General features: G+C 36.9%; 22 protein-coding genes. 12 read left to right on the top strand and 10 right to left on the bottom strand.

The window, feature by feature from the left end; genetic code table 11:
- The coding region (locus LDM90_RS00005; RefSeq protein WP_223898611.1) for a hypothetical protein at nt 1-205 on the bottom strand (205 nt) is incomplete at its 3' end.
- Between the two features lie 319 nt (nt 206-524).
- Between LDM90_RS00005 and LDM90_RS00010 the strand changes: the two genes are divergently transcribed.
- Nucleotides 525-1631, top strand: coding sequence for a serine hydrolase domain-containing protein (locus LDM90_RS00010; protein WP_223896312.1), 1107 nt, complete (start codon nt 525-527; stop codon nt 1629-1631).
- Between the two features lie 516 nt (nt 1632-2147).
- On the opposite strand, the gene LDM90_RS00015 is transcribed toward LDM90_RS00010, so the two are convergent.
- Both LDM90_RS00015 and LDM90_RS00020 read right to left on the bottom strand, forming a co-directional pair.
- Complete coding sequence (locus LDM90_RS00015) at nt 2148-4988, bottom strand: DEAD/DEAH box helicase (protein WP_223896108.1); 2841 nt, start codon at nt 4986-4988, stop codon at nt 2148-2150.
- Nucleotides 4989-5061: 73 nt separating this feature from the next.
- Nucleotides 5062-5889, bottom strand: coding sequence for an exodeoxyribonuclease III (locus LDM90_RS00020; protein ID WP_034978729.1), 828 nt, complete (start codon nt 5887-5889; stop codon nt 5062-5064).
- Between the two features lie 326 nt (nt 5890-6215).
- Between LDM90_RS00020 and LDM90_RS00025 the strand changes: the two genes are divergently transcribed.
- Nucleotides 6216-7226: a D-2-hydroxyacid dehydrogenase gene (locus LDM90_RS00025; protein ID WP_223896109.1), complete on the top strand. Its 1011-nt coding sequence runs from the start codon at nt 6216-6218 to the stop codon at nt 7224-7226.
- Between the two features lie 89 nt (nt 7227-7315).
- On the opposite strand, the gene proC is transcribed toward LDM90_RS00025, so the two are convergent.
- The 3 genes from proC to LDM90_RS00040 all read right to left on the bottom strand — a co-directional run bounded on the left by proC (nt 7316) and on the right by LDM90_RS00040 (nt 9735).
- Nucleotides 7316-8083 carry a pyrroline-5-carboxylate reductase gene (gene proC, locus LDM90_RS00030; RefSeq protein ID WP_223896110.1) on the bottom strand — a complete coding sequence of 256 codons (768 nt, stop codon included), beginning with the start codon at nt 8081-8083 and terminating at the stop codon, nt 7316-7318.
- A gap of 13 nt (nt 8084-8096) precedes the next feature.
- Nucleotides 8097-8960 (bottom strand): aldo/keto reductase, encoded by an 864-nt coding sequence (locus LDM90_RS00035; protein ID WP_223896111.1) that lies wholly within the window; start codon nt 8958-8960, stop codon nt 8097-8099.
- Between the two features lie 64 nt (nt 8961-9024).
- Nucleotides 9025-9735, bottom strand: a complete 711-nt coding sequence (locus tag LDM90_RS00040) for a YjjG family noncanonical pyrimidine nucleotidase (RefSeq protein ID WP_223896112.1) — start codon at nt 9733-9735, stop codon at nt 9025-9027.
- 638 nt (nt 9736-10373) lie between these two features.
- On the opposite strand from LDM90_RS00040, the gene nrdJ reads away from it, so the two are divergent.
- The 5 genes from nrdJ to LDM90_RS00065 all read left to right on the top strand — a co-directional run bounded on the left by nrdJ (nt 10374) and on the right by LDM90_RS00065 (nt 14565).
- Nucleotides 10374-12608, top strand: coding sequence for a ribonucleoside-triphosphate reductase, adenosylcobalamin-dependent (gene nrdJ / locus LDM90_RS00045; RefSeq protein ID WP_198214110.1), 2235 nt, complete (start codon nt 10374-10376; stop codon nt 12606-12608).
- Nucleotides 12609-12644: 36 nt separating this feature from the next.
- Nucleotides 12645-13031: a DUF4430 domain-containing protein gene (locus LDM90_RS00050; protein WP_198214108.1), complete on the top strand. Its 387-nt coding sequence runs from the start codon at nt 12645-12647 to the stop codon at nt 13029-13031.
- Nucleotides 13032-13106: 75 nt separating this feature from the next.
- Nucleotides 13107-13499: a DUF4430 domain-containing protein gene (locus tag LDM90_RS00055; RefSeq protein ID WP_223896113.1), complete on the top strand. Its 393-nt coding sequence runs from the start codon at nt 13107-13109 to the stop codon at nt 13497-13499.
- A gap of 8 nt (nt 13500-13507) precedes the next feature.
- Nucleotides 13508-14026: an ECF transporter S component gene (locus tag LDM90_RS00060; protein ID WP_198214106.1), complete on the top strand. Its 519-nt coding sequence runs from the start codon at nt 13508-13510 to the stop codon at nt 14024-14026.
- Complete coding sequence (locus LDM90_RS00065) at nt 14023-14565, top strand: cob(I)yrinic acid a,c-diamide adenosyltransferase (RefSeq protein ID WP_223896114.1); 543 nt, start codon at nt 14023-14025, stop codon at nt 14563-14565. The genes LDM90_RS00060 and LDM90_RS00065 overlap by 4 nt, the downstream gene beginning before the upstream one ends.
- 77 nt (nt 14566-14642) lie before the next feature.
- Here LDM90_RS00065 and LDM90_RS00070 read toward each other — a convergent pair whose 3' ends face one another.
- Both LDM90_RS00070 and LDM90_RS00075 read right to left on the bottom strand, forming a co-directional pair.
- Entirely contained in the window at nt 14643-15506 is an 864-nt protein-coding gene (locus tag LDM90_RS00070) for an NAD(P)-dependent oxidoreductase (protein ID WP_223896313.1), read from the bottom strand.
- 77 nt (nt 15507-15583) lie between these two features.
- Nucleotides 15584-16435 (bottom strand): helix-turn-helix domain-containing protein, encoded by an 852-nt coding sequence (locus LDM90_RS00075; protein ID WP_223896115.1) that lies wholly within the window; start codon nt 16433-16435, stop codon nt 15584-15586.
- A 256-nt stretch (nt 16436-16691) separates the two neighbouring features.
- Here LDM90_RS00075 and LDM90_RS00080 point away from each other — a divergent pair, with 256 nt between their 5' ends.
- Nucleotides 16692-18437: a 1-deoxy-D-xylulose-5-phosphate synthase gene (locus LDM90_RS00080; protein WP_223896116.1), complete on the top strand. Its 1746-nt coding sequence runs from the start codon at nt 16692-16694 to the stop codon at nt 18435-18437.
- A 34-nt stretch (nt 18438-18471) separates the two neighbouring features.
- Nucleotides 18472-19338: an alpha/beta hydrolase gene (locus LDM90_RS00085; RefSeq protein WP_223896117.1), complete on the top strand. Its 867-nt coding sequence runs from the start codon at nt 18472-18474 to the stop codon at nt 19336-19338.
- A 13-nt stretch (nt 19339-19351) separates the two neighbouring features.
- Here LDM90_RS00085 and LDM90_RS00090 read toward each other — a convergent pair whose 3' ends face one another.
- A complete protein-coding gene (locus tag LDM90_RS00090) occupies nt 19352-19705 on the bottom strand; it encodes a MerR family transcriptional regulator (protein WP_223896118.1) in 354 nt (117 codons plus the stop codon).
- Nucleotides 19706-20018: 313 nt separating this feature from the next.
- On the opposite strand from LDM90_RS00090, the gene LDM90_RS00095 reads away from it, so the two are divergent.
- The 3 genes from LDM90_RS00095 (at nt 20019) to LDM90_RS00105 (ending at nt 22706) form a co-directional block, all read left to right on the top strand.
- Nucleotides 20019-20900, top strand: a complete 882-nt coding sequence (locus LDM90_RS00095; protein ID WP_034978707.1) for a LysR family transcriptional regulator — start codon at nt 20019-20021, stop codon at nt 20898-20900.
- Between the two features lie 102 nt (nt 20901-21002).
- Nucleotides 21003-21695, top strand: a complete 693-nt coding sequence (locus LDM90_RS00100) for a carboxymuconolactone decarboxylase family protein (protein ID WP_223896119.1) — start codon at nt 21003-21005, stop codon at nt 21693-21695.
- Between the two features lie 3 nt (nt 21696-21698).
- A complete protein-coding gene (locus tag LDM90_RS00105; protein WP_223896120.1) occupies nt 21699-22706 on the top strand; it encodes an aldo/keto reductase in 1008 nt (335 codons plus the stop codon).
- A 40-nt stretch (nt 22707-22746) separates the two neighbouring features.
- Here the strand turns inward: LDM90_RS00105 and LDM90_RS00110 are convergent, their stop codons facing one another.
- The gene (locus LDM90_RS00110) at nt 22747-23265 is read right to left on the bottom strand and encodes an ABC-2 family transporter protein (RefSeq protein ID WP_223896121.1); all 519 of its coding nucleotides are present in this window, start codon (nt 23263-23265) and stop codon (nt 22747-22749) included.
- Nucleotides 23266-23271 lie beyond the last annotated feature (6 nt).

Genomic DNA, 23271 nt, shown 5'->3' on the forward strand with positions numbered 1-23271 from the left:
AAAACAGCTTTTTTATTTTCCCAGATTCAGTCCCTTTTGTCAAGCACTTTTTTCTGGGATCTTTTTGCCGTCTTCCCCCGACAGCGTTTATTATCTTACTAAAGCAGCTCGTTTTTGTCAACTGCTTTTGCTCGATTTTTTTGTCGGCCTTAGGGGCCTCTTGCCTTGTGGCGCATTGCCCGACGACAGTTATTAATACTAGCAATTATTTTTGCCTTTTGCAAGTCTTTTTTATCATTTTTTCTGTTAAATCCAAAAAGCCTTAACTATCTAGCACTTTTAAGAAAAAGTAAAACCTCTTTCTCCAAATATTTCATTCGCATTACCTTTTGTATTCTTTTGTGAAGTTTTAAATGGTTAAAAGCACTACTTTTCAGTGTCATAATAAAACAAAGTGTTTTCAGGCGAATTACAAACGTTATCTAAATTTAATCTTTTCGTATTCCCCAAATTAATTTTAAAGTCTTATAATACTACTATATTTTAAGGAGAAAAGAATTATTTTGAAGCATAAATTTATTACAATGGTGGCTTCCCTAGTTATTGCTGCCTCACCTTTAGTTACTGCAACCAGTCAGGTTAGTGCAGCAACTGCCACTAATAATAAGCAGACTGAAATGTACAATTTTGTTAGAGATACTTTTAAAAAGCATAATGTTCGTGGCATAGTCACAGTAGTACAAAACGGGGTTCCACAAACAATCAGCTACGGTTATGCCTGGTATGGCAAAAGAATTGGTAACGGCAGCAGCAAAATTGTTTATCCCACCGCTTCACTACAAAAAGTAATTACTGGTGCGATGATAGTTCAACTAATTAATGAAACCAAGGGTACCAAAGACGAATTTACTCAATACACCAAAATATCTCGCTGGTACCCTAACCTCAAGAATGCCGATAATATTACCGTAGGCAATCTGCTGACCCATACTTCAGGAATTATGGCTACTAAAACAGAAATAGACAGAGGCTATAATTATTCAGAAAACAATGCTATTAACTGGGTAGTCAATAATATCAATGCCTCAGCATCTGACACAATAGGTAATTATCACTACAATAATAGTAACTATATTTTACTTACCGGTATCATTAGGCAAGTTACAGGTAAGTCTTACGAAGATAACTTGCAAACCCGCATTATTGATAAGCTAAATTTAAAAAACACTTATCTTTACCAAAACATCCCCAAAAAAATGACCGATCCAATTTCATACTATTCAAACGGAAGCAAGAATTATCAAAAAGCGACTTATCTCAAGAAAAGCTTAGTTTCACAAATTCCTGGCGCTGGTAACTTGTTTTCTACTCCTGCAGAATATTACAAAATTCAGGTAGGCTTAACAGACGGTTCAATCTTAAATAAAGACGATTTCTATTATTTAACCCACCTAAAAAGCAAAGTAGTTAATTATTCAGGCGGAATGTATTTATACAATAATGATAATATTAGGAACGCGTATGGCAGTTTTAAGGGACAACATTTTGGCACCTGGGTGCAATTAACTGCCGATAATCAAAACGGAATTGTTATGTTTTTAAATCAAACTAACGATAATGAAAACGATCAAAAAGATGTGGGATATGAAATCCTGAAGCGTATCAAGCCTAATACTTTTGTAGAACGCTAAATTTTTATCAAAAAATTAGTTAAAGTAATTTCCTACTTATATATCAAAAGAGCTAATAAATCAGCATTTGTCAATGTGATTTATTAGCCCTTTTTTATACTTTTAACATTGAATATCAAAAACTATCTTTTACGTTTCTTCTTCATTTTGTCACGCAAATACAAAGTATCGGAGATAACAAAATAGACAAGTGTAATAAAAAGTGCAACTGTAACAGTTTTAAGAAACAAACTAAAATCAGTTAGTACTGTCCACATTAAAAAAACTACATAAAGAGCCACAATTGGTAAAACAACTTGATTAATTTAATGCTCTTAGTGAATAGCATGAATAGCTTTATTTTGATCTGTATTTTTAAGATTACGTTCTGCCATTTTGTTGCCTCCTTTTTATGAACACTTATTTAAATTTTATGTTTTTTGCCTACTTTACTAAGCAAAAAATCTACGATAGCTAATTCTTGAAACGCCATAGCGAACACAAAAAGTCTAAGAAATTCAATTCTTAAACTTTTCCTTATTCATCAAATAATAACTCATACATTTTTGTACTCAATGGCTTTTCCAGCAGCAAATTCATCCCTACCGCTGCTTTTTTCTTTGGCCCCAGCAATTCTTCTTTGACCGTATTCTTTTGGATATCTACCTGGCCCAAATAGTAAAACTGTTTGCCAATCGCATCACTCTTCTTAACAAAAAGCAACAATTTCATTTGATGAGTATTAAGCAGTCTCTGAACCTCATCTGATTCTAGATGACGGGGCGATCTCGTATACCAGCGCAAACAGCGACCGTCTTCTAGCGTATTATGGTACAAAGCATTGCGCTTTTTAGTCGAATCTTTTTGATAAGTAATAAAAATAGGCGTTTCGTTTTCGTCTACACGATAGCCGTACATAGGTGCGGAAACATCTTTAGGCCAGTTTAACAAACGACAAACATCTTTACGATCGTATTGCTGGTAAAGAGTAAATTGTTTGTGATTGTCATAGTCTTGATTAAGTGCCAAACCCGTTTTAATCACATCTCTAAATAATTTCCTAAAAGTTTCATTTTGGTTAAGAGATTGTGCCAATATTGGTGCTAATGAATAGTCAAACAAATCAATTTTGACTATAAGAGGTTGACCGCCATACTGGTCTTTTTTCGTTGTCTTGCCTTGTTTGATGTCAAAAAAGTTCAAAGAAAGAATATCTTCTACTGAAGTCAGCACCTTTTCATTAACGTAAGCACCATAATCATGCAAGACTTGCTCAAATTCTTCTTGACTAACCTGGTCTTTTTCTAAAAGCAGCTGCAATAGTATTAGTTCATGTGGTCTTTTCCCATTTAATAATTCCTTGGTAACAAAAGACAAAACGCTATCTTCATAATCACTTAACTTCACAGGTTCACCCATTTTAATCAAGAAGTCGCCATAATGTTTAAGACTATGGTTATTCGCAAAAACCATAGGTGAGGTTGAACCATAACGGTAAAAATCAAATAACAGAGGCGGACGTCCTATTTTTTGCGCTAGTTCTTGATAAGACTCACGTAATTCTTTGATACTGTCCAATTTAATCTTATCAAGTGAAGCCAAAATTTGGGCAGAAGCAATTTGACTGAAGTTAATTGTTGAAACATCAATAAAGCTGGGAAGCATGCTTTCCTCACGAGCCTTATCTTGCGAACGACTATCATCTTGATTTAAAGCAATCGGAATTAAATAATTATTTTTGTAGTTACCAATAAAGTCAATGACAGTCACATAATCTTTACCAGGATATTTACGCAAACCGCGTCCCAACTGCTGGATAAACACAATGCTGGACTGCGTATTGCGCAACATAATAATCTGATTTAAAGCTGGAATATCAATACCTTCATTAAAAAGATCAACGGTAATAATGTAATCAATTTTGCCTTGTTCCAGCTGGTTGACAACTTGCAGTCTTCTTTTTTCACTATCTTCATTAGTTAAAGCGACTGCTGGATGCTTACGTTCTGAAAAAGCCTGCGCTAATTTACGCGCTTCTTCTTGGCGACTGCAAAAAACCAACCCTTTGGCTTGTGAACCGCAGTAGCCATAATAGTCCAACTGTTTTAAAACATAATCAACACGCTCTGGTGCAAGCAGTCTGCGCAAGTTAGTAGTTTCATCAATCGTTGCACCATCTACTTCATAGTCCTCAACGCCAACATAATGAAAAGGTGCAAGCATCTTTTCTTCCAGTGCTTCACGCAAACGGATCTCGTAGGCCAAATTATAATCAAATAAGCGGTAAACATCCTGATCATCCATTCTTTCAGGCGTAGCAGTCATCCCCAGCCAAAATTGTGGCTTAAACTTGGCAAAAATACGCTGATAACTTGGTGCAGCCGCCCGATGAGCCTCATCAATCAAAATGTAATCGAAAGTTGTTTCCTCCAAGCTGTCAAGTATATCTGTCTGGCTTAAAGTTTGCACTGTAGCAAAAACATATTTGCAGTCAATCTGATGCTTATGTCCTGTTAATAGCCCATAATCAGATGACTGGCCACCAATCACTTGGTAAAAACTTTTTAAAGCCTTTTTGGCAATTTGCTCGCGGTGGACAACATAAAGAAATTTATGAGGCTTAAAGTCTTTGACTGCAAATGCTCCCAAATACGTTTTGCCTGTTCCTGTTGCTGAAACTACCAGACCGCGTTTTTGCCCGCTATCAATTAGTTCTTTTAACTCATGCAAAGCTTCTTTTTGCATTTCATTAGGTACAATTTTAGCTTTTTCATTTAACTGAGCCCCTGATTGCGACTGTGGTTTTACCCAATTTTGTTCATATTCTGCTATCCAACTTTCAGATAAGGGCATACTGTTTCTTTTTAATTCATGTAACTGCTGGGCAATCTGCACAGTTAATGTAGCATTATTCTTTGAGCTAATCTTCAAAGCCCACTCACAGTTGCTGAGCAAAGCTGCCCGGGTAAAATTAGCGCTGCCGATAACTAAAGTCTGCCAATCTTCGTGTTCAAAAAGATAGCCTTTAGCATGAAAACCGTTTTTAGAGGTGATTTTAACGCTTAAATTGGGAATTTTTAACAATTCACGGAAAACTTTAGGGTTGTTAAATCCTAAGTAGTCACCTGTAATTAAAGTACCCGTAATATTTCTTTTAGCCAAATCAGCCATGACTACTTTAAACGGAACAAGCATATCCTGAGTAATAAAGGCCACTGCCCAGGTAAAACTTTGGCAGCTAAGAAGCTCTTGACGCAGCGTCAGCCAGATATTCTCCTGTTTGTTATTTTGCAACAGTTTTGGTCCTAATAATTCATGTCCTGGATAGATGGGATCATACAAACCGTTAAGAATGGCATCCTGCAAAGGCTCATTCATTCAATATCACCTCAAAGCTATTTTACACAAAAGAAAAAGAAACCCAACCCTTTGGATCTCTTTTTACTACTATTTATAAATCTATTTCCAATAAAATTGGGCAGTGATCGGCACGCTCTCCAGTATCCATCATTTCAGAACGCTTGACCTTATCAGCAATTCTATTGCTCGTCAGCCAATAATCAATTCTCCAGCCTGAATTATTAGCCTTAGCAGTTCTTACACGTTGAGCCCACCACGAGTAAACTCCTTCAACGTTGCCATTAAGTTTTCTAAAGGTATCTGTGAAGCCGGCCTTAAGCATTTTAGTAAAATCAGCTCGCTCTTCATCTGTAAAGCCAGCAGAATGATGGTTAGTATCCGGATGTTTTAGATCAATTTCATGATGAGCACAATTATAATCTCCACTAGCCAATACCGGTTTTTCCTGATCCAGCTTTTGCAAATATGCAATATATTTTTCATCCCATACTTGTCGTTCACTCAAGCGCTTTAGACCATTACCTGAATTTGGCGTATAAACTTGGGTCACAAAATACTCAGGAAACTCCAAAGTAATAATTCTGCCTTCATGATCCATTGGCTCTGGTGCACCAATCACAGGATAAGTTACTTTAGGCTTAAGTTCTTTTTTGTATAAAAACATAGTACCGGCATATCCTTTACGAGCTGGTTCTTCTGATGAGCGCCATACTATATCATATTCTGGAAATTCCTTGGTTAATATTTCCAAGTGTTTTTTGGTAGGTCCAGTTGAGCGCAATTTTGTTTCTTGAATTGCGACAATATCGGCATTTTGAGCATGTATTTTTTCTAAAACCTGGCGTGTTGCCACGGCACGTGAGGAAGTTCCTGTTAAAGCTGCATTAAGTGAATCAATATTCCACGAAATTAAGATCATTTTCTTCTCCTTATTAATCATTTCTTTCATTATATAGTTTTTTCACAGGGACTCAAAATTTCTATGATTTTTATCAGTATTATTTTTTACCAACTTGCACGTAATGCCATTAAATTTTCTGTTATATTTTTCACTACCTTAGCAAAAAATATTTGTAATTTTTTTGTTTTGCTATAATCCCTTTTGCAACATAAATGTAAGCGATTACCGATATAGCAGTATTTTTTAAAAAATAATTTTTTCACATTTTTATATTTTTCAATCTGATTAAGCAAGTGTATAATAGCACAAGAGACAACAATAATAATCTTTGGAGGTTAGATTTTATGACTAAAATTTATGCTTATGCCATTCGTAAAGATGAAGAACCATATGTACATGAATGGAAGGAAGCTCACAAGGATGTTGATGTTGATTTTACTGATCAACTTCTCACCCCTGAAACAGCTGAATTAGCTAAAGGTGCCGATGGTATCGTAACTTACCAGCAACTAGATTACAAGGCTGATACTATTGAAGCTTTAGATAAATTAGGTATTCACAACTGGTCAATCCGTAACGTTGGTATTGACAATATTGACCTAAAGAAAGCTAAAGAACTTGGTTTTAAGATTACTAATGTGCCGGTATATTCACCAGATGCCATCGCTGAACACGCCGCTATCCAAGCTGCCAGAGTTTTGCGTCAAGACAAGGTTATGGACGAAAAAGTTGCTAAGCATGATCTGCGCTGGGCACCTACAATTGGTCGCGAAGTACGTGACCAAACTGTTGGTGTTGTAGGTACTGGTCATATTGGTCAAGTATTCATGAGAATTATGGAAGGCTTTGGCGCTAAGGTTATTGCCTACGATATCTTCAAGAACCCAGAATTAGAAAAGAAGGGTTACTACGTTGATGACTTAGATGAACTTTACGCTAAGTCTGACGTTATTTCACTTCACGTTCCTGATACTCCAGAAAATGTTCACATGATTAACGATGATTCAATCAAGAAGATGAAGGATGGCGTTGTTATTGTCAACGTTTCCCGTGGACCATTAGTTGATACGGATGCAATTGTTCGCGGTCTTGACTCAGGTAAAGTTTTTGGCTTCGTAATGGATACTTACGAAAATGAAGTTGGTATTTTCAACAGTGACTTCAGTGGTAAGGACTTTCCTGACAAACGTTTAGCTGACTTGATTGCACGGCCAAATGTTTTGGTAACTCCACATACAGCCTTTTACACTACTCATGCTGTACGTAACATGGTTATCAAGGCTTTCGACAACAACTTGAAGCTAATTAAGGGTGAAAAAGCTGATACTCCAGTTGATTTAGACAAAGAGTTTTAGTCTCTTAACTTATTTCCCTTCTTAAATACACTTTATTGTCAAAAAAAGACATCAGATAAAATTATCTGGTGTCTTTTTAATTGATTATTTTAATTAGCAGAAGCGTTTACCGCCTGAATCAGCGCGTTCCTAAACCCTTCTTCTTCAAGTTTTGTTACGCCTCTAATTGTCGAACCGCCCGGTGTTGTAACTTCATCTTTTAGCTCCTCGGGCAATTTTTTACTAGCGAGTGCTAACTTACTTGTGCCTAAAAGCATCTGGTTAATGATTTCGTATGATTCGGCTCGGTTAACTCCATTCTGTACTGCGGCATCACTTAGAGCTTCAACCATTAAATCAACATAGGCAGGTGTGCAACCAGCTACAGTACCATATATGCCCAACAAATTTTCAGGTACAACGTAAACAGTTCCCATTTGGGTAAAAATGTTTTTGACAGTAGTGATTACTGCCGGCTTTTCATCAGGTACAAAACTGATGACTGTGATACCGGCACCGATTTGCACCGGTGTATTGGGCACAATTTTGCCAAAAGAAGTTTCTGCTGGCAACTTTTGATTAATTTGAGTCAGATCGCCACCACCAGTTGACAGAATAATGCCGTGATATTTTTGACCTAAATTTTTGATGATTGTTTCAGTTGCAGAACCACCTACTGCTACTATAACTGCTTGACAAGCATTAAAGTCCTCATAATTATTAATCAAACTTAAGTGAAGTTCAGCTGCCATTTTTTGAGCAGTGTGATGGCGTCCACCATTAAAGACATAAATGTCCTCACTGGGATTTTGAGCATTTAACAAGCCCTTAATAATCGCAGAGCCAATCTTTCCAGCTCCAATAAATCCAATTTTCATCAGCAATCACCTTTTAAAAATCTGTTTGATCAGGATTATTTGCTACTTGGGCTGCCCCATGCAAACCATCGAGTTTTGCCATATCAGCCTCAGTAATAGTAAAGTCAAAGACCTGCAAATTAGCTTCTAGGCGTTCGCGATGAACTGATTTTGGTAGTGGAACGAAACCATGTTGCAATGACCAGCGTAATAAAACTTGTGCCGGACTCTTATCATAATTCTGCGCAATAGAAACTACCGTGTCATTAGCAAACAAACCACCTCTGCCCAGTGGTGAATATGCTTCGCTCAGAATACCAAGTTCTTTATTATAAGCCGTCACGTCTTCTTCCATATCACTAGGGTTAAGATAAATTTGATTAACGGCAGGACGAATCTTAGCAGTTTTCAGAAGTTCATCTAAGTGTTTACGTCTAAAGTTGGAGACGCCAATTGCACGAATCTTTCCCGCTTGAACTGCCTCTTCCATTGCCTGCCAACTTTCCGCATTCAATTCAGCCCAGTGATCACGCACCGGAGCCGGATTAGGCCAATGGATTAAGTACAAATCAAGATAATCTAAATCCAGTTTAGTTAAACTTTCATCAATTGCAGCTTTAGTTTTCTGGTAACCGTGATGATCATTCCATAACTTAGTCGTTACAAATAAGTCACTCCTATTGACCCCACTTAGTTTAATGCCCCGACCAATACTTTCCTCATTGCCGTAAGCAGCAGCCGTATCGATTAAGCGATAGCCAAGACTTAGCGCATCCTCGACGGTTTTTTGAGCAACTTCACCATCAGGAGTTTGCCAAGTTCCCAGTCCGATAACTGGTATTTTGACGCCATTATTTAATTCATAAGTGTCATGTAAAGATTGAATTTTACTAGTCATAATTTTTCACCTCTCACCAATATTATACCGAACTGAACTATACTTCTACAGAAAAAGATAGTAATTACTGCAGCTGTTTTTGAAAGTCGCTTTTGAGTAAAGTTACAAATTGCGGATAAGTAGTTACTTCATACAGCGGATGCAGATTCATCTTATTCTTGCGACTGCGGTGGTTATACCAAATGCTGTCAAAACCATACTTTTCTGCTCCTAATATGTCTGACTGCAGTCCGTCACCAAAAAAGACTGTATCTTCAGGACCAATATTGGTGTGAGCAAAAAAGTAATCAAAAATCCGGGTATCAGGTTTAGAAAAACCAGCTTCTTGCGATGTTACAATTAAGGAAAAATAGTCCTTAATTCCCGCTAATTCCAATCGATGCCTCTGCATAAAGGTCTCACCATTGCTTAAAACCGTTAAGCAATAATTTTGTTTACGGGCATAACGCAAAGTATCCACAACACCGGGCAACAATTTATGAGCCTTGCCAAAATACGAACGATATTCATTCATTATTTCTAAGCCATCAACTGCAATACCCAAATTTTCTTTAATAAAATTAGTAAAAGCCATCTCACTGAGCTGATCATAATTGATCTTGCCTTGTTCCAGCTTACGCCACAGTCCTTGATTATATGCATGGTAATCACGTTGCATCTCATCAGTTAACTGCCAATGATGTGCTTTAAAGAGACTATGCAAAGCAAAACTTTCTGTAGCAGCAAAGTCAATCAAAGTATCATCAACATCAAAAATTATTTGTTTATAACGCAAGCAATTTCTTCCTCTCCAAATATTCCTAAGAATATAATGCGTATTCACTAAAATTAGTGTGGAGATTCATTATAACAATATTTCACTGATAAATGACATAATTAACTATTTTTAAATTTTGCTTACATTGCTACTGCTATTTCACAAATTAAGATATAATATCCTTTAATTTAAGCAAAAGGGGTGATTGGGCATGTTTACATTATTATTGATTTTGTTTCTCATTTGGCTTTTAGTCAAAATGGGAATTGGGATTGTCAAAATCCTGTTTTTCCTTTTAGCTTGTGCTCTTGCTTTCTTTTTCTTAATTCATCTATTTATTCCTGCAATCATTTTTCTAGGTTTAATCTTCCTTTTTTTCGCAGCAGTTAGGCATTAGTTTTACTTTAAAAAAATAAAGATATATTCAAGCATAATAAGTACTAGATTCAACTTATTGTGCTTTTTTGTTGCTCTGAATTCTATATGTTTTTTTATTACCCTCTATAACTTACTCGCACATCATTTAATGCTTTTCACTTGTGTTTAAGAGTAAACTTTGCTCTAGAAAATACAAGATATTGTGGTATAGTTCTAATTGTAGCCATAGATGATGTGTCTGTGGAACAATTTATCAATTTTAAGGAGTAACTTTGAACATGAAAAATACAAGCATAACCTTAGATCAGGGTTACATTGATCAAGTGAAACAAAATGTCACTCCCCATTGGGGAGAGCTTGGCTGGGTTACTTATAAAAGGACCTATGCCAGATGGCTTCCTGAAAAAAATCGTTCTGAAAATTGGGACGAAACGGTTAAACGCGTAATCGAGGGCAACATTAATTTGGATCCCCGTCTCAAAGATTCTCCTTCGACAGAAGTAGTCAACGAATTAACAAACGAAGCTAAGGATTTATTTAAACTGGTTTACGGTTTAGGTGCAACACCTTCTGGAAGAAACCTGTGGGTTTCTGGTACAGACTACCAAAAGCGCAATGGTGACTCTCTGAATAATTGCTGGTTCATAGCTATTCGGCCGCAAAAATATGGTGACAGTCATATAGTGCCAGATTATTTAGGCCAAGAACAAGAAGCCGTTTCAATGCCCTTTTCATTTCTTTTTGACCAATTAATGAAAGGCGGCGGCGTTGGCTTTTCTGTTGTGCAAGACAATATTAAAAAGATTCCTGCAGTTGATAATAAAATCGACTTGGCAGTCGTAATTGACAAAAAGAGTGCTTCATACGCAGATTCAGTTAAGTTGGGTGCGACTGACAAAGCTGAATGGGCTAAGCAAAATGAAGATAAGTCAGATTATATTTATTACAACTTGCCTGATACCCGCGAGGGCTGGATTTTAGCAAACGCTCGTCTAATTGATATGCACTTTAATCAAACCAATTCTGAAAATAAGACCAAACTGGTACTCGATATCAGCAGAATTCGTCCTTACGGAGCTAAAATTCACGGTTTTGGCGGCACTGCTTCTGGACCAATGCCATTGGTGGAAATGCTTTTTGATATTAACAACATCATTAACAACCGTGTTAACAGCAACTTAACCTCTGTTGATTGTACTGATATCTGCAATTTGATTGGTAAAACTGTTGTTGCCGGCAATGTCAGAAGGTCAGCAGAGCTCGCTTTAGGTACGAATACTGACCAAGACTTTATCACGATGAAACAAGATAAAGATAAACTCTACCACCACCGCTGGGCCTCAAATAACAGTGTAGCTATTGACTCTAACTTTAATGAATACGAACCAATAGCTAATGGTATTAGAGAAAACGGTGAACCCGGAATAGTTAACCTTGACTTATCTCGTAATTATGGCCGGATTATTGACGGCTATCAAAAAGATATTGATGGTGACGTTGAAGGTACTAACCCTTGCGGAGAAATTTCCTTGGGTAATGGTGAACCATGCAACCTGTTTGAAGTATTTCCATATATTGCAGAACAAGAAAATTGGGATCTGAAAGACGTTTTCAGATTAGCAACTCGTTTCGCTAAGCGGGTAACCTTCAGTGACTATGACTGGGAAATTTCTCGCAACATCATTTATAAGAACCGGAGAATTGGTGTTTCCATGTCAGGTATCCAAGACTGGCTGTTAAACGATTTGGGTCACCGCGTTGTTACCGGCTTTGAAGACAGTATTGATGAAGAAACTGGCGCAAAAATCAAGAAGCCAATTTACGATCCTCAAGGAATTAAAATGGTTACTGAAGCTTACCAAGCCGTCATCGATGCTGATAAAGAATACAGTAAGACTTTGAATTGTAATGAATCAATCAAGCACACAACTGTTAAGCCTTCAGGTACTGTTGCCAAACTGGCTGGAGCTTCTGAGGGAATGCACTTCCACTATGCCGGTTACCTCATTCAAAGAATCAGATTCCAAGCTTCTGATCCGCTGCTCAAAGCACTTGACGCTTGCGGTTACTATTCAGAACCAGATATATACTCACCAAACACGACTTGTGTTGAATTTCCATTACGTGCTGCTCACGCTGATAGTAAAAACTTCGCTTCAGCTGGCACAGTTTCAATTGAAGAACAGTTTGCAACGCAAGCATTCCTGCAAACTTACTGGTCAGATAATGCAGTCAGCTGTACCGTTACTTTCCAAAGCGACGAAGGCGACAAGATCACTTCACTCTTTAAACAATACCGTCATGTAATTAAGTCAACTTCACTGTTGCCATACTATGGCGGGTCACTCAAACAAGCACCAAAAGAGCCGATCGATAAAGAAAAATACGAGGAAAGAAAAGCACAGATTACCGGCGATGTCGCTCAAGTTTTTGCTGAGCAAAATGATGATCAAAAAGACTTGGAATTAGTTGATCAAACCGATTGTGAATCCGGTGCATGTCCTGTTAAATAAATCATTTAAATAATTTAAGTAGGCGAAATTTTAATCATGAAAAAAAGCAAGTTACCAATTGTTGCCAGTGTTGCAGCCATTTTTGCCTTTACTTTATCCGGTTGTCAGAACAATCAGACCCAGCAAAAACCTAAAGCAAACAATAATATTTCTGTTAGCTATGTTTTAGCTACGAAAAAAGATACAGAAAAAAAGACAGTTAAAGTTCCTAAAAAGTCTACTGTTATGACTGGTCTAAAAAAGGCCTGGAAAGTAGACAGCAATAAAGGGTTCATTACTGCAATTGATGGTAAAAAGCAAAATGCCAAAAAGAAAATATACTGGACTTACACCGTTAACGGAAAATACGCTACCAAAGGTGCTAACCAGCAAAAAGTCGCAAGTAACGATAAAGTAAAATTCACTTTAGCAAAAATGAAATAAAAAAGTCCGTGCAAGCGACTAAGTACGAAATATTTTAGTGCTTGCACAAAAAATTTATAGATTGGGAGTTTTTATATGAAAAAAAGCAAATTATCTGTTTTAACCGGAATTGCCACTATTTTTACCTTTACGTTTGCAGGTCTTGAAACAACCCAAAACGTCCAACAGGTTGATGCCAGCAGCAAGATTAAAGTTACTTATACTCTGAAAGTACACAACAAGACTTACAAAAAGAAGACTGTTAAATTGCCTAAGCACTCAACAGTAATGCGCGGTTTAAAGAAATGTTGGAAAGTAAAGAGTACGAATGGTTTTATTACTTCTATTGCTGGCAAGAGCCAAAAACCAAGTAAAAAAATCTATTGGACCTACAGAATTAATGGTAAGTTCGCCCAAAAAGGCGCAGCAATTGAAAAATTGGCAAACAAAGACAAGGTTAAATTTACTTTAGCAAAAACTAACTTCTAAAGTTTGCTATGGTACGTAATTCAACTAAAAAGTTAGCACTATTAGCCATTTTAACGGCCATGTGTGTAGCACTGAGAATTTTTAAAATAATTCCTGTGCCGAATGTCCAGCCGGTAACCGATATCTTAATGATTGTAACTTTGAATATCGGTTTTGGATTTGGCTTTGCCCTAGCCCTTTTGACCATGGTAGTCTCCAACATCTATTTAGGCTTTGGCATCTGGACTGTGTCACAAGTTTTGGCTTATGGCGGTTGCGTTTTAACCGTCGCTTTGTTAGGTAAATTTACGCCGCTTAAGAAGCACTTTACTTTGCAACTATTTCTAGCTGCTTTTCTTGGCTGGGAATACGGCTGCTTCGTTGACTTCGGTATGTCTATTTTCGGTGGTTTTAATGCCTTTTTAGCATACTGGGCCGGAAGTCTGGTATTTGATACTTATCATGCAGTCGGTGATTTAGTATTTTATCCCATTTTATACAAACCACTGAACATTGCACTTGATCATTACAAACGGAGGCTTTTATGACAATTAAAATCTATACTAAGGTGGGCGATCAAGGTTTCACTAAACAGGTTACGGGCAAAATGGTTCCTAAATATGACCTGCAAATTGTTGCCGTTGGTGATATTGATGAACTTGATTCTTATCTAGGTGTTGTAATTGCCAACTTGTCTGCTAAATGTCAAAAATTGCATGATCCTTTACAAGATTTGCAACGTGACTTATATGAACTTGAAAGTGACATTGTTGTCAAAAGGCATGAAGAAATTACGACAGAAAAAGTAGAAAATTTGGAAAAACAAATTGATGACCTCAATAAACAAATTCCTAAAACAACCCATTTCATTCTACCTGGCGGTTTGGTTACTGCAACTCATTTACATTATGCACGTACAGTTGCCAGACGAGCAGAGCGTTCGATGGCAAAATTGAACGCTGAGGAGCAAAAGCTTGCTCCTGCTTGTTTAAAATATATCAATCGCCTATCAGATTATCTATTTATCTTAGCACGCTACGCCAACGTATTAGATGGTGTGCCAGAGGTCAAAAGTAAAATCAAATAAGCTTACTCATATTAAAAAAGCGGAGTGGTTTCAAATTAAGAAACTATTCCGTTTTTAGTTTATTTAAAATTAATACTTTACTGCCACCACAGTTTGATCAATCCCTGTGTACCCAGGTCGCCTAAATGCTTTTCATCAACCAAAGTCTCATACAATCTTTTAGCTTCTTCAGTGGCAGGCAATTCAATTTTCATTTCTTTAGCCGTCTCCAAAGCAATGCGTAAATCTTTCAAAAAATGTTTACTGAAAAATCCTGGGGTATAGTCCCCTTTTAAAACTCTCGGACCGTAATTACTTAAACTCCAGTTAGCAGCACTGCCCGCACCGACAGTTTTGAGGACCGCTTCCAAATCAAGGCCTGCCTTTTTAGCATAAACCAGCATTTCTGTCATACCAGTCATCGTACCTGCGATCATAATCTGGTTTGCCATTTTGGTATTCTGACCTGCACCAGCTGGTCCAAAATAGTGAACTTGCTTTCCAAAATCCTTAAAAACAGGTTCCAAGTTTTGATAAGCAGATTCATCTCCCCCAACCATGATGGTTAAAGTACCATTTTTAGCGCCCAGGTCACCACCAGAAACAGGAGCATCCAATACTTTAGCGCCCTGCTTTTCACCTGCAGCAAATATTTTTTGTGCTAAAGCTGGTTTTGAGGTTGTCATATCAACCAGGTTTTTGCCTTTGACATCAGCCTTCAAAATGCCGTTATCTCCGAAGTAAACCTGTTCAACATCTTTCGGAAAACCTACAATTGTAAAAATCGTGTCTGCATGTTCAACAACAGCTTTAGGATTTTCACACCAAGTAGCACCTTGAGCAACTAAATTATCCGTCTTGCTTTTTGTCCGGTTATAGACCCATAACTGATGACCGGCCTTTAACAAATTAAGACAAATTGCGTTGCCCATTACGCCAGTGCCAATAAAACCTATTTTCATCATCAACATCTCCCTTATAAAAGCGTTTTCTCGACAACTTAATCATACCACTAACTTATCTTTAATAAGCAAGTTTTTTATTTATTTAGGTTTTCATTAAAAAATATTTTTATTTGTTCACCATATTCCGGCATCCCCAGCAATGTAAAATTTTTAACAGCCCATTTGCACTTAGATAAATATTCTGACCTATGCTCAAAATGATAGCTGATCATATTTTCCAGCAATACTAATACATTTTTTAAGAAAAACAGTTCAGGCCTCGTCTTAACGTTTTTAGCAGCTTTAACAAAATAACGCGCTTCATTATAAGCCTGTTGTTCAATGCAGATCATTAAGAGATTACAAATCACTCCTAATAGTTCTTCTTGCTGGCGCGGCTTTGAAACGTTCTTTAATTTTTCAACTACCTTTTTACCTATTAGCAAATTGCTTTTCAAATCATAAATAGGAATCAAATTAATATAGATCCGCAATGCTTTTTCGTCAAAATCATTTTGATCAAAGAGCCAGTTTTTTAATTTATTCTTTTTAACTTCACTTAAATCTGCCACCTTATTTTCCGCATCAGCTAATTCAAAGTCAATCAGCAAGAGCATTTTTTCTTGATCTTTGAAATCACCATCTGCTACATACTGCCTGATTTGTCTAATTTTCTGAATGTCATTTTGATAATACGCGCTGTTTACTTCATCTTCTATAAAACTAGCCGCATTATCCTGAGCTTGATCTGGACTTAATTTACTAAAGAAATCCCATGGCTTAATCTGATTAGCAGTTAGAATTGCCAACAAATCTTCTGCAGTAATGCGGTGAATCCCTTTTTCTACTTTTGAATAATAAGAAGGACTAACAATTCCAGCTGTCCACTCTTTTTGCGTTTTTAAATTTCTAATACGAAATTCTTTTAGTAGTTCTCCGATTGTCATTTTGATTCCTTAACTAGTTTACGTGTTTTGCGACTTACTCAATAATTATAGTTTAAATGGCATCAAGTTCTTTTTAAATAAAAAATTTTAGTTTGCTGTTTGACTTAACCTTAACTTTAAGTACTACAATTTTAATAATTATAAAATTTATGTTGCTGGTGAGAGTAATTTACCCAATTGCTAGCTCACTCTTATAGGAAAGTATTTTATAATTATTAATAAACATTGAATAAATTAGTGCAGGAGGCACTTGATAATGAACAAACATGAAGATTTTTTACTAAACCAAATTGCCGGACCTAAGGATTTAAAAAAATTAAGTATCTCTGAAATGGAAAAATTAGCCCAAGAAATCAGAACTTTAATTGTAGAAAAAGATGCAGCTGAAGGCGGACACCTTGGTCCCGATTTAGGGATTGTGGAGGCTACAATTGCCTATCATTACGTGTTTAATGCTCCACAAGATAAAATTATTTGGGACGTTTCGCACCAAACCTACCCACATAAAATGTTAACAGGACGGGCACAGGCTTGGCTTGATCCTGACCACTATGAAGACGTTACCCCATATACCAACCCTGATGAAAGTCCTTATGATTATTACTCAATCGGTCACACTTCAACATCTATTGCTCTAGCAACAGGAATGGCTAAAGCGCGAGACTTAATGGGCAACCATGAAAACATTATGGCTTTAATTGGTGATGGTTCCATGACTGGCGGACTGGCCTTTGAAGGTTTAAACAATGCCGCAATTGAAAAGCATAACTTGGTAGTCGTAGTTAATGATAATCAGTGGTCAATTGATGAAAATGTTGGCGGCTTAGTAACTGCTTTGAAAAAATTACGAGACACAAATGGCCAGACTGCTGAAAATCCGTTTACAGCTATGGGCTTTGATTACCGCTATGTCGCAGACGGTAATAACCTGACTGATATGATTGCCGCTTTTAAAGCGGTCAAAGATATTGATCATCCAATTTTATTACACATTAATACTCTTAAAGGCAAAGGCTATAAGCCCGCAGTTCTTGATGAAGAAGCTCACCACTGGGTATCACCCTTTAATTTGCAAGATGATCAGCCACTTGCTCCAGAAAGTCAGGGTTCTACTCCCAATTCAGTTGCTCTTGATGTGATTAAAAATGAGATTAAAGCAGGAAAGAATATAATGGCCATAGATGCCGCCATCCCGGGTGTCTTTGACCTTGATGATTTTAAAAACGAATTTCCAGATCATTACACTGACGTTGGTATTGCTGAACAAGAATCTGTTGCTTTCGCCACTGGTTTTGCTAAAGAAGGTGGCATTCCAGTTTTAATGGAAAATTCTACTTTCCTACAGCGTGCTTTTGACCAACTCTCTCACGATACAGCTGCCAATGACCTGCCAGTTGTAATGTTAGTTGCGGGAGGGAGAATTTCTAATCAATCAAAAACTCACTTGGGAATCTTTGATCAAGTAATGATTTCTAACTTGCCTAATTGGATTTACCTGGCTCCCACTACGTTAGAAGAAGAAAAAGCAATGATTAAGTGGGCAATTAACCAAAGAAAACACCCCGTTGCTATTAAAATGCCGGCCAATGTACCAGACTCAGACGAACAAACAGTAGCGACTGATTATTCAGAAATTAAGTATCAAGTTAAACCAGGTAAAGATGTGGCAGTTTTAGCGCTAGGAGATTTTTATCAATTAGGTAAAGACGTGGCAACTAAATTAGGAGCTACCTTAGTCAATCCACTCTCTGCCAATATTTTGGACAAACAAGCACTGGACCAGTTGTCAGCTAATCACCAAGTAATTGTTACTCTTGAAGATAATTCTCTAGATGGCGGTTTTGGGCAAAAAGTGGCATCCTACCTTGGTAAAACCAAAGTTAAAGTACTTAATTACGGCCAAAACCGCGTTTATACTGACCAAACTCCAGTAGCAGAAATTTACCGCCAAAATCATTTAACTACTGAGCAAATTGTGGCGGATGTGCAGCAAATTTTATAATTGCAACTAATGATTCTTTAGGAGCTGATTAATAATGACTAGAAAACGTAAGGCCATTCTTTTTAGTACATTAATAATAGTCATACTGCTATTAGGAATTTACTTTTTAAAAAATAATTACCAAAAAGAAAATGGTGCCAGCATTCGCATCGATACGCCAACACTTTTTGTACATGGCTGGGGCAGCAGTTACCACGCTGAAGAAAGTATGGTGGCTTATGCGCAAGAACATCATGCTACTAATTCTGTTATTCGTGCCGACGTTAGCTCTACAGGTAAAGTCACCTTAATAGGGACAATAAAAAAACGGGCCAAGAACCCGATAGTTGAAGTCAACCTCCAAAATAATAAGAGCATTTTTGCTGGAACAAAGAATCAAATTGCTGCCATGAACAAAAGCAGCAATTATATTAAAGACGTGATCATTGCACTGCAAAAAAGGTATCACTTTAAGCAAATTAACTTAGTAGGACATTCGATGGGCAATCTACAAATTGCATATTACTTACACAATAATGCCACTAATTCGCACATGCCTCACCTAAATAAACAGGTTTCAATTGCCGGCCATTATAACGGTTATATTGGAGAACAAGGGGCACCAAATAAAACTGTCTTAAATCGCGCTGGCAAACCGCAAAAAATGAGTGTAGGCTATCGGGAACTTTTAAATTTGAGAAAAAAATTTCCTCAAAATGCTGACGTCCTGAATATCTATGGTGATATGGGGTCTGGCAGTGATGGTGACGTTACCGTTAACTCTGCTCGTTCTTATCGTTACTTAGTCGGTAAACGCGCTCGCTCATATCAGGAAAAAGAAATACGTGGATCTAAAGCTCAACACAGTAAATTACATGAAAATACACAAGTTGATCGCTTATTAGTCAATTTTTTATGGTAAGTAGCAACCTAGTTTACTGTATTTTGCCTTGGTCGTACAAACTAATCTTATTTTTTAAACGAACAATGGTAGCTTGGATGTTCTGATCTTGTCTTTCTAACCTATGCAACTCCTTGACTAAAATTTGCCGTCTGGGTTTCTTGGTATCACTGCCTTGATGCAATAATTCAGTATATTCAAGTAAATCTTTCACTGGGATTTTTACCTGACGCATACATTTAATAAAACTAATCCAAGTAAGATCTTTTTCCTCATAGTTTCTAACCCCGTGCTCTTTTTTGACTTCAGGTATCAGACCCATTTTTTCATAATACCTGAGTGTTACAGGGGTTAATTCTACTTTTTCAGCCACTTCTGATATTTTCATTATTGTTCTTCTTTCCGGTAATTAAACTTAGATCTAAGTTTAAGTCTTATCTAAAAAAATATATTAGGCTGATTGCAGCAATTTTACTCGTTTTTAAGCCTAATATCGTTAAAAAGTAGCCTATAATAACATTATAGGTGCTTTTTATATATAAATTCTTAGATCGCTAATTTTGGTATAAATAAAAATTATCTTATTTTACCTAACACTTAAAATTTTAATCACATCTATTATTATGTAAAATACTTATTAAACATGAACAGTTATAACTTACTTGCATTAAAGTCTTTTAGTTAAAGACAGGAAGGATAACATGGAATTAAGAGTTTTGAATTATTTTGTAGCTGTTGCCCAAGAAGGCAATATGACTCGTGCTGCCAAAAAGCTGCTTATCTCTCAACCAGCGTTATCAAGACAAATCGCTGATCTGGAAGACGAACTTGGCGTTAAATTATTTAGCCGTAAGTCACGGCGCTTAGCGTTAACTCCAGCAGGACATTACTTATTAGAACAGGCACAAGAGATATTGGAATTAACTGCCAAAACTAAAAGAAATATCGAAAAAGATTCTTTTGTCAGTGGCGATTTGACCATTGCTGCGGGTGAAAGCATCGGTATGCAACGAGTAATAAATGTGATCAGCAACATTATCAAGGAACATCCCTCCGTGAAAATTCACTTATTAAGCGGTGACTATAGTTATGCCGAGCGCAAATTAAATAATGGGACAGTTGATTTTGCAGTTATTATCGGAGATGTTCCTTTAGGAAATTATGCTTCTCTAACACTGCCTGAAAAAGATACTTGGGGAATTTTAATGCCCAATGATGACCTTTTGGTAAAAAAGACAGTGATCAGGCCAGCAGACTTACAAGGCAGGACACTGCTAAATTCGCAGCAAGCGCAAAAAATGCACCTTTTTCAAAACTGGCTAGGAAATTACTATGATTCAGTCAATTTTATTGGCAGCTATAATTTAAATTTTAACGGTACCTTGATGGTTAAAAATCATGCCGCATTAATGCTTACTCTAGATAAATTAGCTGATACATCTAAAGGCTCTGGCATTACATTCAGAAAATTACAGCCAGAGCTGCATCAAGCTATCAAAGTAGTTTGGAAACACGGTGTTAATTTATCACCCGTTGCAGAACTATTTTTAAAATTATTGCAGGAATCAATTTATAAAAAATAAAATTTTATGCAAAAAATTTATTACAGTTAATGAATAAAAAGTATTATACAACTGCTTTAAACGAGCTTATGATTTACTAAACTAGATAAAAAGAGGGTTTTGATGAATAAACGTATTGCCAATCAATTTCAGGACTTGATTGAAAACTATGTAGCGGATGTAGAACGTAATTGCGCAAAGCATTTACAAAAAGATCGGGTATTAATACCATTAATCGCCAGCACGGTGCAAGGAGTATCAGTTGCTATTCCCGACCAAGTGACAAAAATTTTGGATGCTAAAATAAAACCAGAAGTTTTATTAGAAATGCTATTTCAATTAGCTCCTGTGATCGGAACACTAAAAGTTGAACAAGCTTTAGAGCAAGTGCAAATTGTTTTTAGTCAACGAAAGATAGTATTAAACTCCCCACAGATTGAATCAGATCCAAATTATGGTGCAAAAGTACAGGAAAAGCTTTATGGTACTGAAATAAAAACATTATTGCATGACTTGCCTGATGAAGCCGGCAGTTTTATTCCGCATGCTTTAACAGAGCACTTCTTCAATGACTTTTACAAACGCCAAGAATTAGATGTCCGTGACAGAGAACGTTATGAGCTGCTGGCATTAATTACTATGAATGTAGACTTTCAAATTAAAGCACATGCGCGTGGCAGTCTGAAAGCCGGCAACAGTGAAAGTGAACTGATTTGGTCAACAATTCAATTACTGCCCTATATTGGCTTTCCTTTTGTTATTAACAGCATACAAGTTATTCATCAAGCAGCAGAACAAATGAAAGGCAAAGAGTAACAAATGAAATATACAAAACTGGGTCATACGGGGCTGGATGTCTCACGAATTTGTCTTGGTACAATGGGATTTGGTCGTCCAGAATCCGGAATGTTTCCCTGGGCAATTGATGCCCAAAAAAGTGAAAAAGTTGTTGCCAAAGCTTTGGAATTAGGTATTAATTTTTTTGATACTGCAAATATTTATTCTCATGGTGACAGTGAGCGCTATCTTGGAGCTGCACTTAAAAAATTAGCTCACCGTGACCAAGTAGTAGTTGCAACTAAAGTATTCTATACCCCAACTAATGAACCTAATCAACATGGTCTTTCGCGCAAGGCAATTATGACGCAAATTGACCAGAGCCTAGAGCGTTTGGATATGGACTACATTGACTTATATATTATTCACCGCTGGGATTATCAAACTCCAATTGAAGAAACGATGGAAGCTTTGCATGACTTAGTCAAAGCGGGAAAAGTAAGATATATCGGTGCTTCCGCAATGTTTGCCTGGCAATTGGAAAAAGCCCAAAATATTGCTGAAAAACATAATTGGACTAAATTTGTTTCAATGCAAAATCACTACAATTTATTATATCGGGAAGATGAACGAGAATTGATTCCCTACTGTGAAGACCAAAATATTGCCTTAACGCCATATAGTCCCTTAGCTTCGGGTCGGTTAACCAGACAATGGAGTGCAGATACTTTAAGATTTCGGACAGATCAACCTGCTAGAGAAAAGTATGACGCTGATAAAGAAAAAGATATGCCAATTATCCGCAGAGTAGGCGAAGTAGCAGAAAAATATCATGTTCCCCAAGCCCAAGTTGCCCTGTCCTGGTTGCTTCATCAACCACAGGTAGCAGCTCCAATTGTTGGTGCCACCAATCCTGACCATTTACAATCTTCTGTTGCAGCAGTTGATTTAGAACTGGCTGAAGAAGACTTAAATTATTTGGCAGAAGCATATACGCCTCACCGGGTTGTTGGCCCTCTTACTCCAGAAGATCGTAATTTTACTCGTTAAAACAAAAGCCCTGTAGCAATAGCTACAGGGCTTTTTAATATTAACTGCCAGTACTTTGGTATTTTTGTAAAAATACTCGCCATAACTGATAAATTATGACAAAAAAGAATACACAGGCGCCAGGAATTAATAGTAACCATATCCACTCATGTTTAACTGCAATTTTTTCTTGTGGAATTGAAGCAACCCAGCCGATTGGCAAGATAAAAGTCATAATTATCTTTAAAACCGATGAATAGATCGCTAAGGGATATTTACTCATGTCAAAAAAGTCAAACGTTGTTTCTGCCAAGTCGCCTAAGCCATTAGACAAAAGCGAAACTATGTTACCTAATATGGCCAATCCCAAAAAGATGAGCGAAGTAAAAAATAAAATAAAAATAAACATGATCGTGATGTACCAAGGATTATGCAATTGCATATCCACAATTATTAACAGCAATAGCGCAACAATTAAATCGCCCCACGCATCTTCATCCACACGTTCATTAACAAGCTGAAATAAAGGATTGACGGGTTTAATTAAAACGCAGGTTTCATCCCTAAATAAAACCAGCAATCACCT

The organism is Lactobacillus huangpiensis, from assembly GCF_019972815.1.
GTDB classification, from domain to species: Bacteria; Bacillota; Bacilli; order Lactobacillales; family Lactobacillaceae; genus Lactobacillus; species Lactobacillus huangpiensis.

Bases quoted from the DNA above. Each gene is read 5' to 3' on its own strand.
- LDM90_RS00010 (WP_223896312.1), top strand. From the start codon at position 525: ATGGTGGCTTCCCTAGTTATTGCTGCCTCACCTTTAGTTACTGCAACC.
- LDM90_RS00015 (WP_223896108.1), bottom strand. From the start codon at position 4,988: ATGAATGAGCCTTTGCAGGATGCCATTCTTAACGGTTTGTATGATCCC.
- LDM90_RS00020 (WP_034978729.1), bottom strand. From the start codon at position 5,889: ATGATCTTAATTTCGTGGAATATTGATTCACTTAATGCAGCTTTAACA.
- LDM90_RS00025 (WP_223896109.1), top strand. From the start codon at position 6,216: ATGACTAAAATTTATGCTTATGCCATTCGTAAAGATGAAGAACCATAT.
- proC (WP_223896110.1), bottom strand. From the start codon at position 8,083: ATGAAAATTGGATTTATTGGAGCTGGAAAGATTGGCTCTGCGATTATT.
- LDM90_RS00035 (WP_223896111.1), bottom strand. From the start codon at position 8,960: ATGACTAGTAAAATTCAATCTTTACATGACACTTATGAATTAAATAAT.
- nrdJ (WP_198214110.1), top strand. From the start codon at position 10,374: ATGAAAAATACAAGCATAACCTTAGATCAGGGTTACATTGATCAAGTG.
- LDM90_RS00050 (WP_198214108.1), top strand. From the start codon at position 12,645: ATGAAAAAAAGCAAGTTACCAATTGTTGCCAGTGTTGCAGCCATTTTT.
- LDM90_RS00055 (WP_223896113.1), top strand. From the start codon at position 13,107: ATGAAAAAAAGCAAATTATCTGTTTTAACCGGAATTGCCACTATTTTT.
- LDM90_RS00060 (WP_198214106.1), top strand. From the start codon at position 13,508: ATGGTACGTAATTCAACTAAAAAGTTAGCACTATTAGCCATTTTAACG.
- LDM90_RS00065 (WP_223896114.1), top strand. From the start codon at position 14,023: ATGACAATTAAAATCTATACTAAGGTGGGCGATCAAGGTTTCACTAAA.
- LDM90_RS00070 (WP_223896313.1), bottom strand. From the start codon at position 15,506: ATGAAAATAGGTTTTATTGGCACTGGCGTAATGGGCAACGCAATTTGT.
- LDM90_RS00075 (WP_223896115.1), bottom strand. From the start codon at position 16,435: ATGACAATCGGAGAACTACTAAAAGAATTTCGTATTAGAAATTTAAAA.
- LDM90_RS00080 (WP_223896116.1), top strand. From the start codon at position 16,692: ATGAACAAACATGAAGATTTTTTACTAAACCAAATTGCCGGACCTAAG.
- LDM90_RS00085 (WP_223896117.1), top strand. From the start codon at position 18,472: ATGACTAGAAAACGTAAGGCCATTCTTTTTAGTACATTAATAATAGTC.
- LDM90_RS00090 (WP_223896118.1), bottom strand. From the start codon at position 19,705: ATGAAAATATCAGAAGTGGCTGAAAAAGTAGAATTAACCCCTGTAACA.
- LDM90_RS00095 (WP_034978707.1), top strand. From the start codon at position 20,019: ATGGAATTAAGAGTTTTGAATTATTTTGTAGCTGTTGCCCAAGAAGGC.
- LDM90_RS00100 (WP_223896119.1), top strand. From the start codon at position 21,003: ATGAATAAACGTATTGCCAATCAATTTCAGGACTTGATTGAAAACTAT.
- LDM90_RS00105 (WP_223896120.1), top strand. From the start codon at position 21,699: ATGAAATATACAAAACTGGGTCATACGGGGCTGGATGTCTCACGAATT.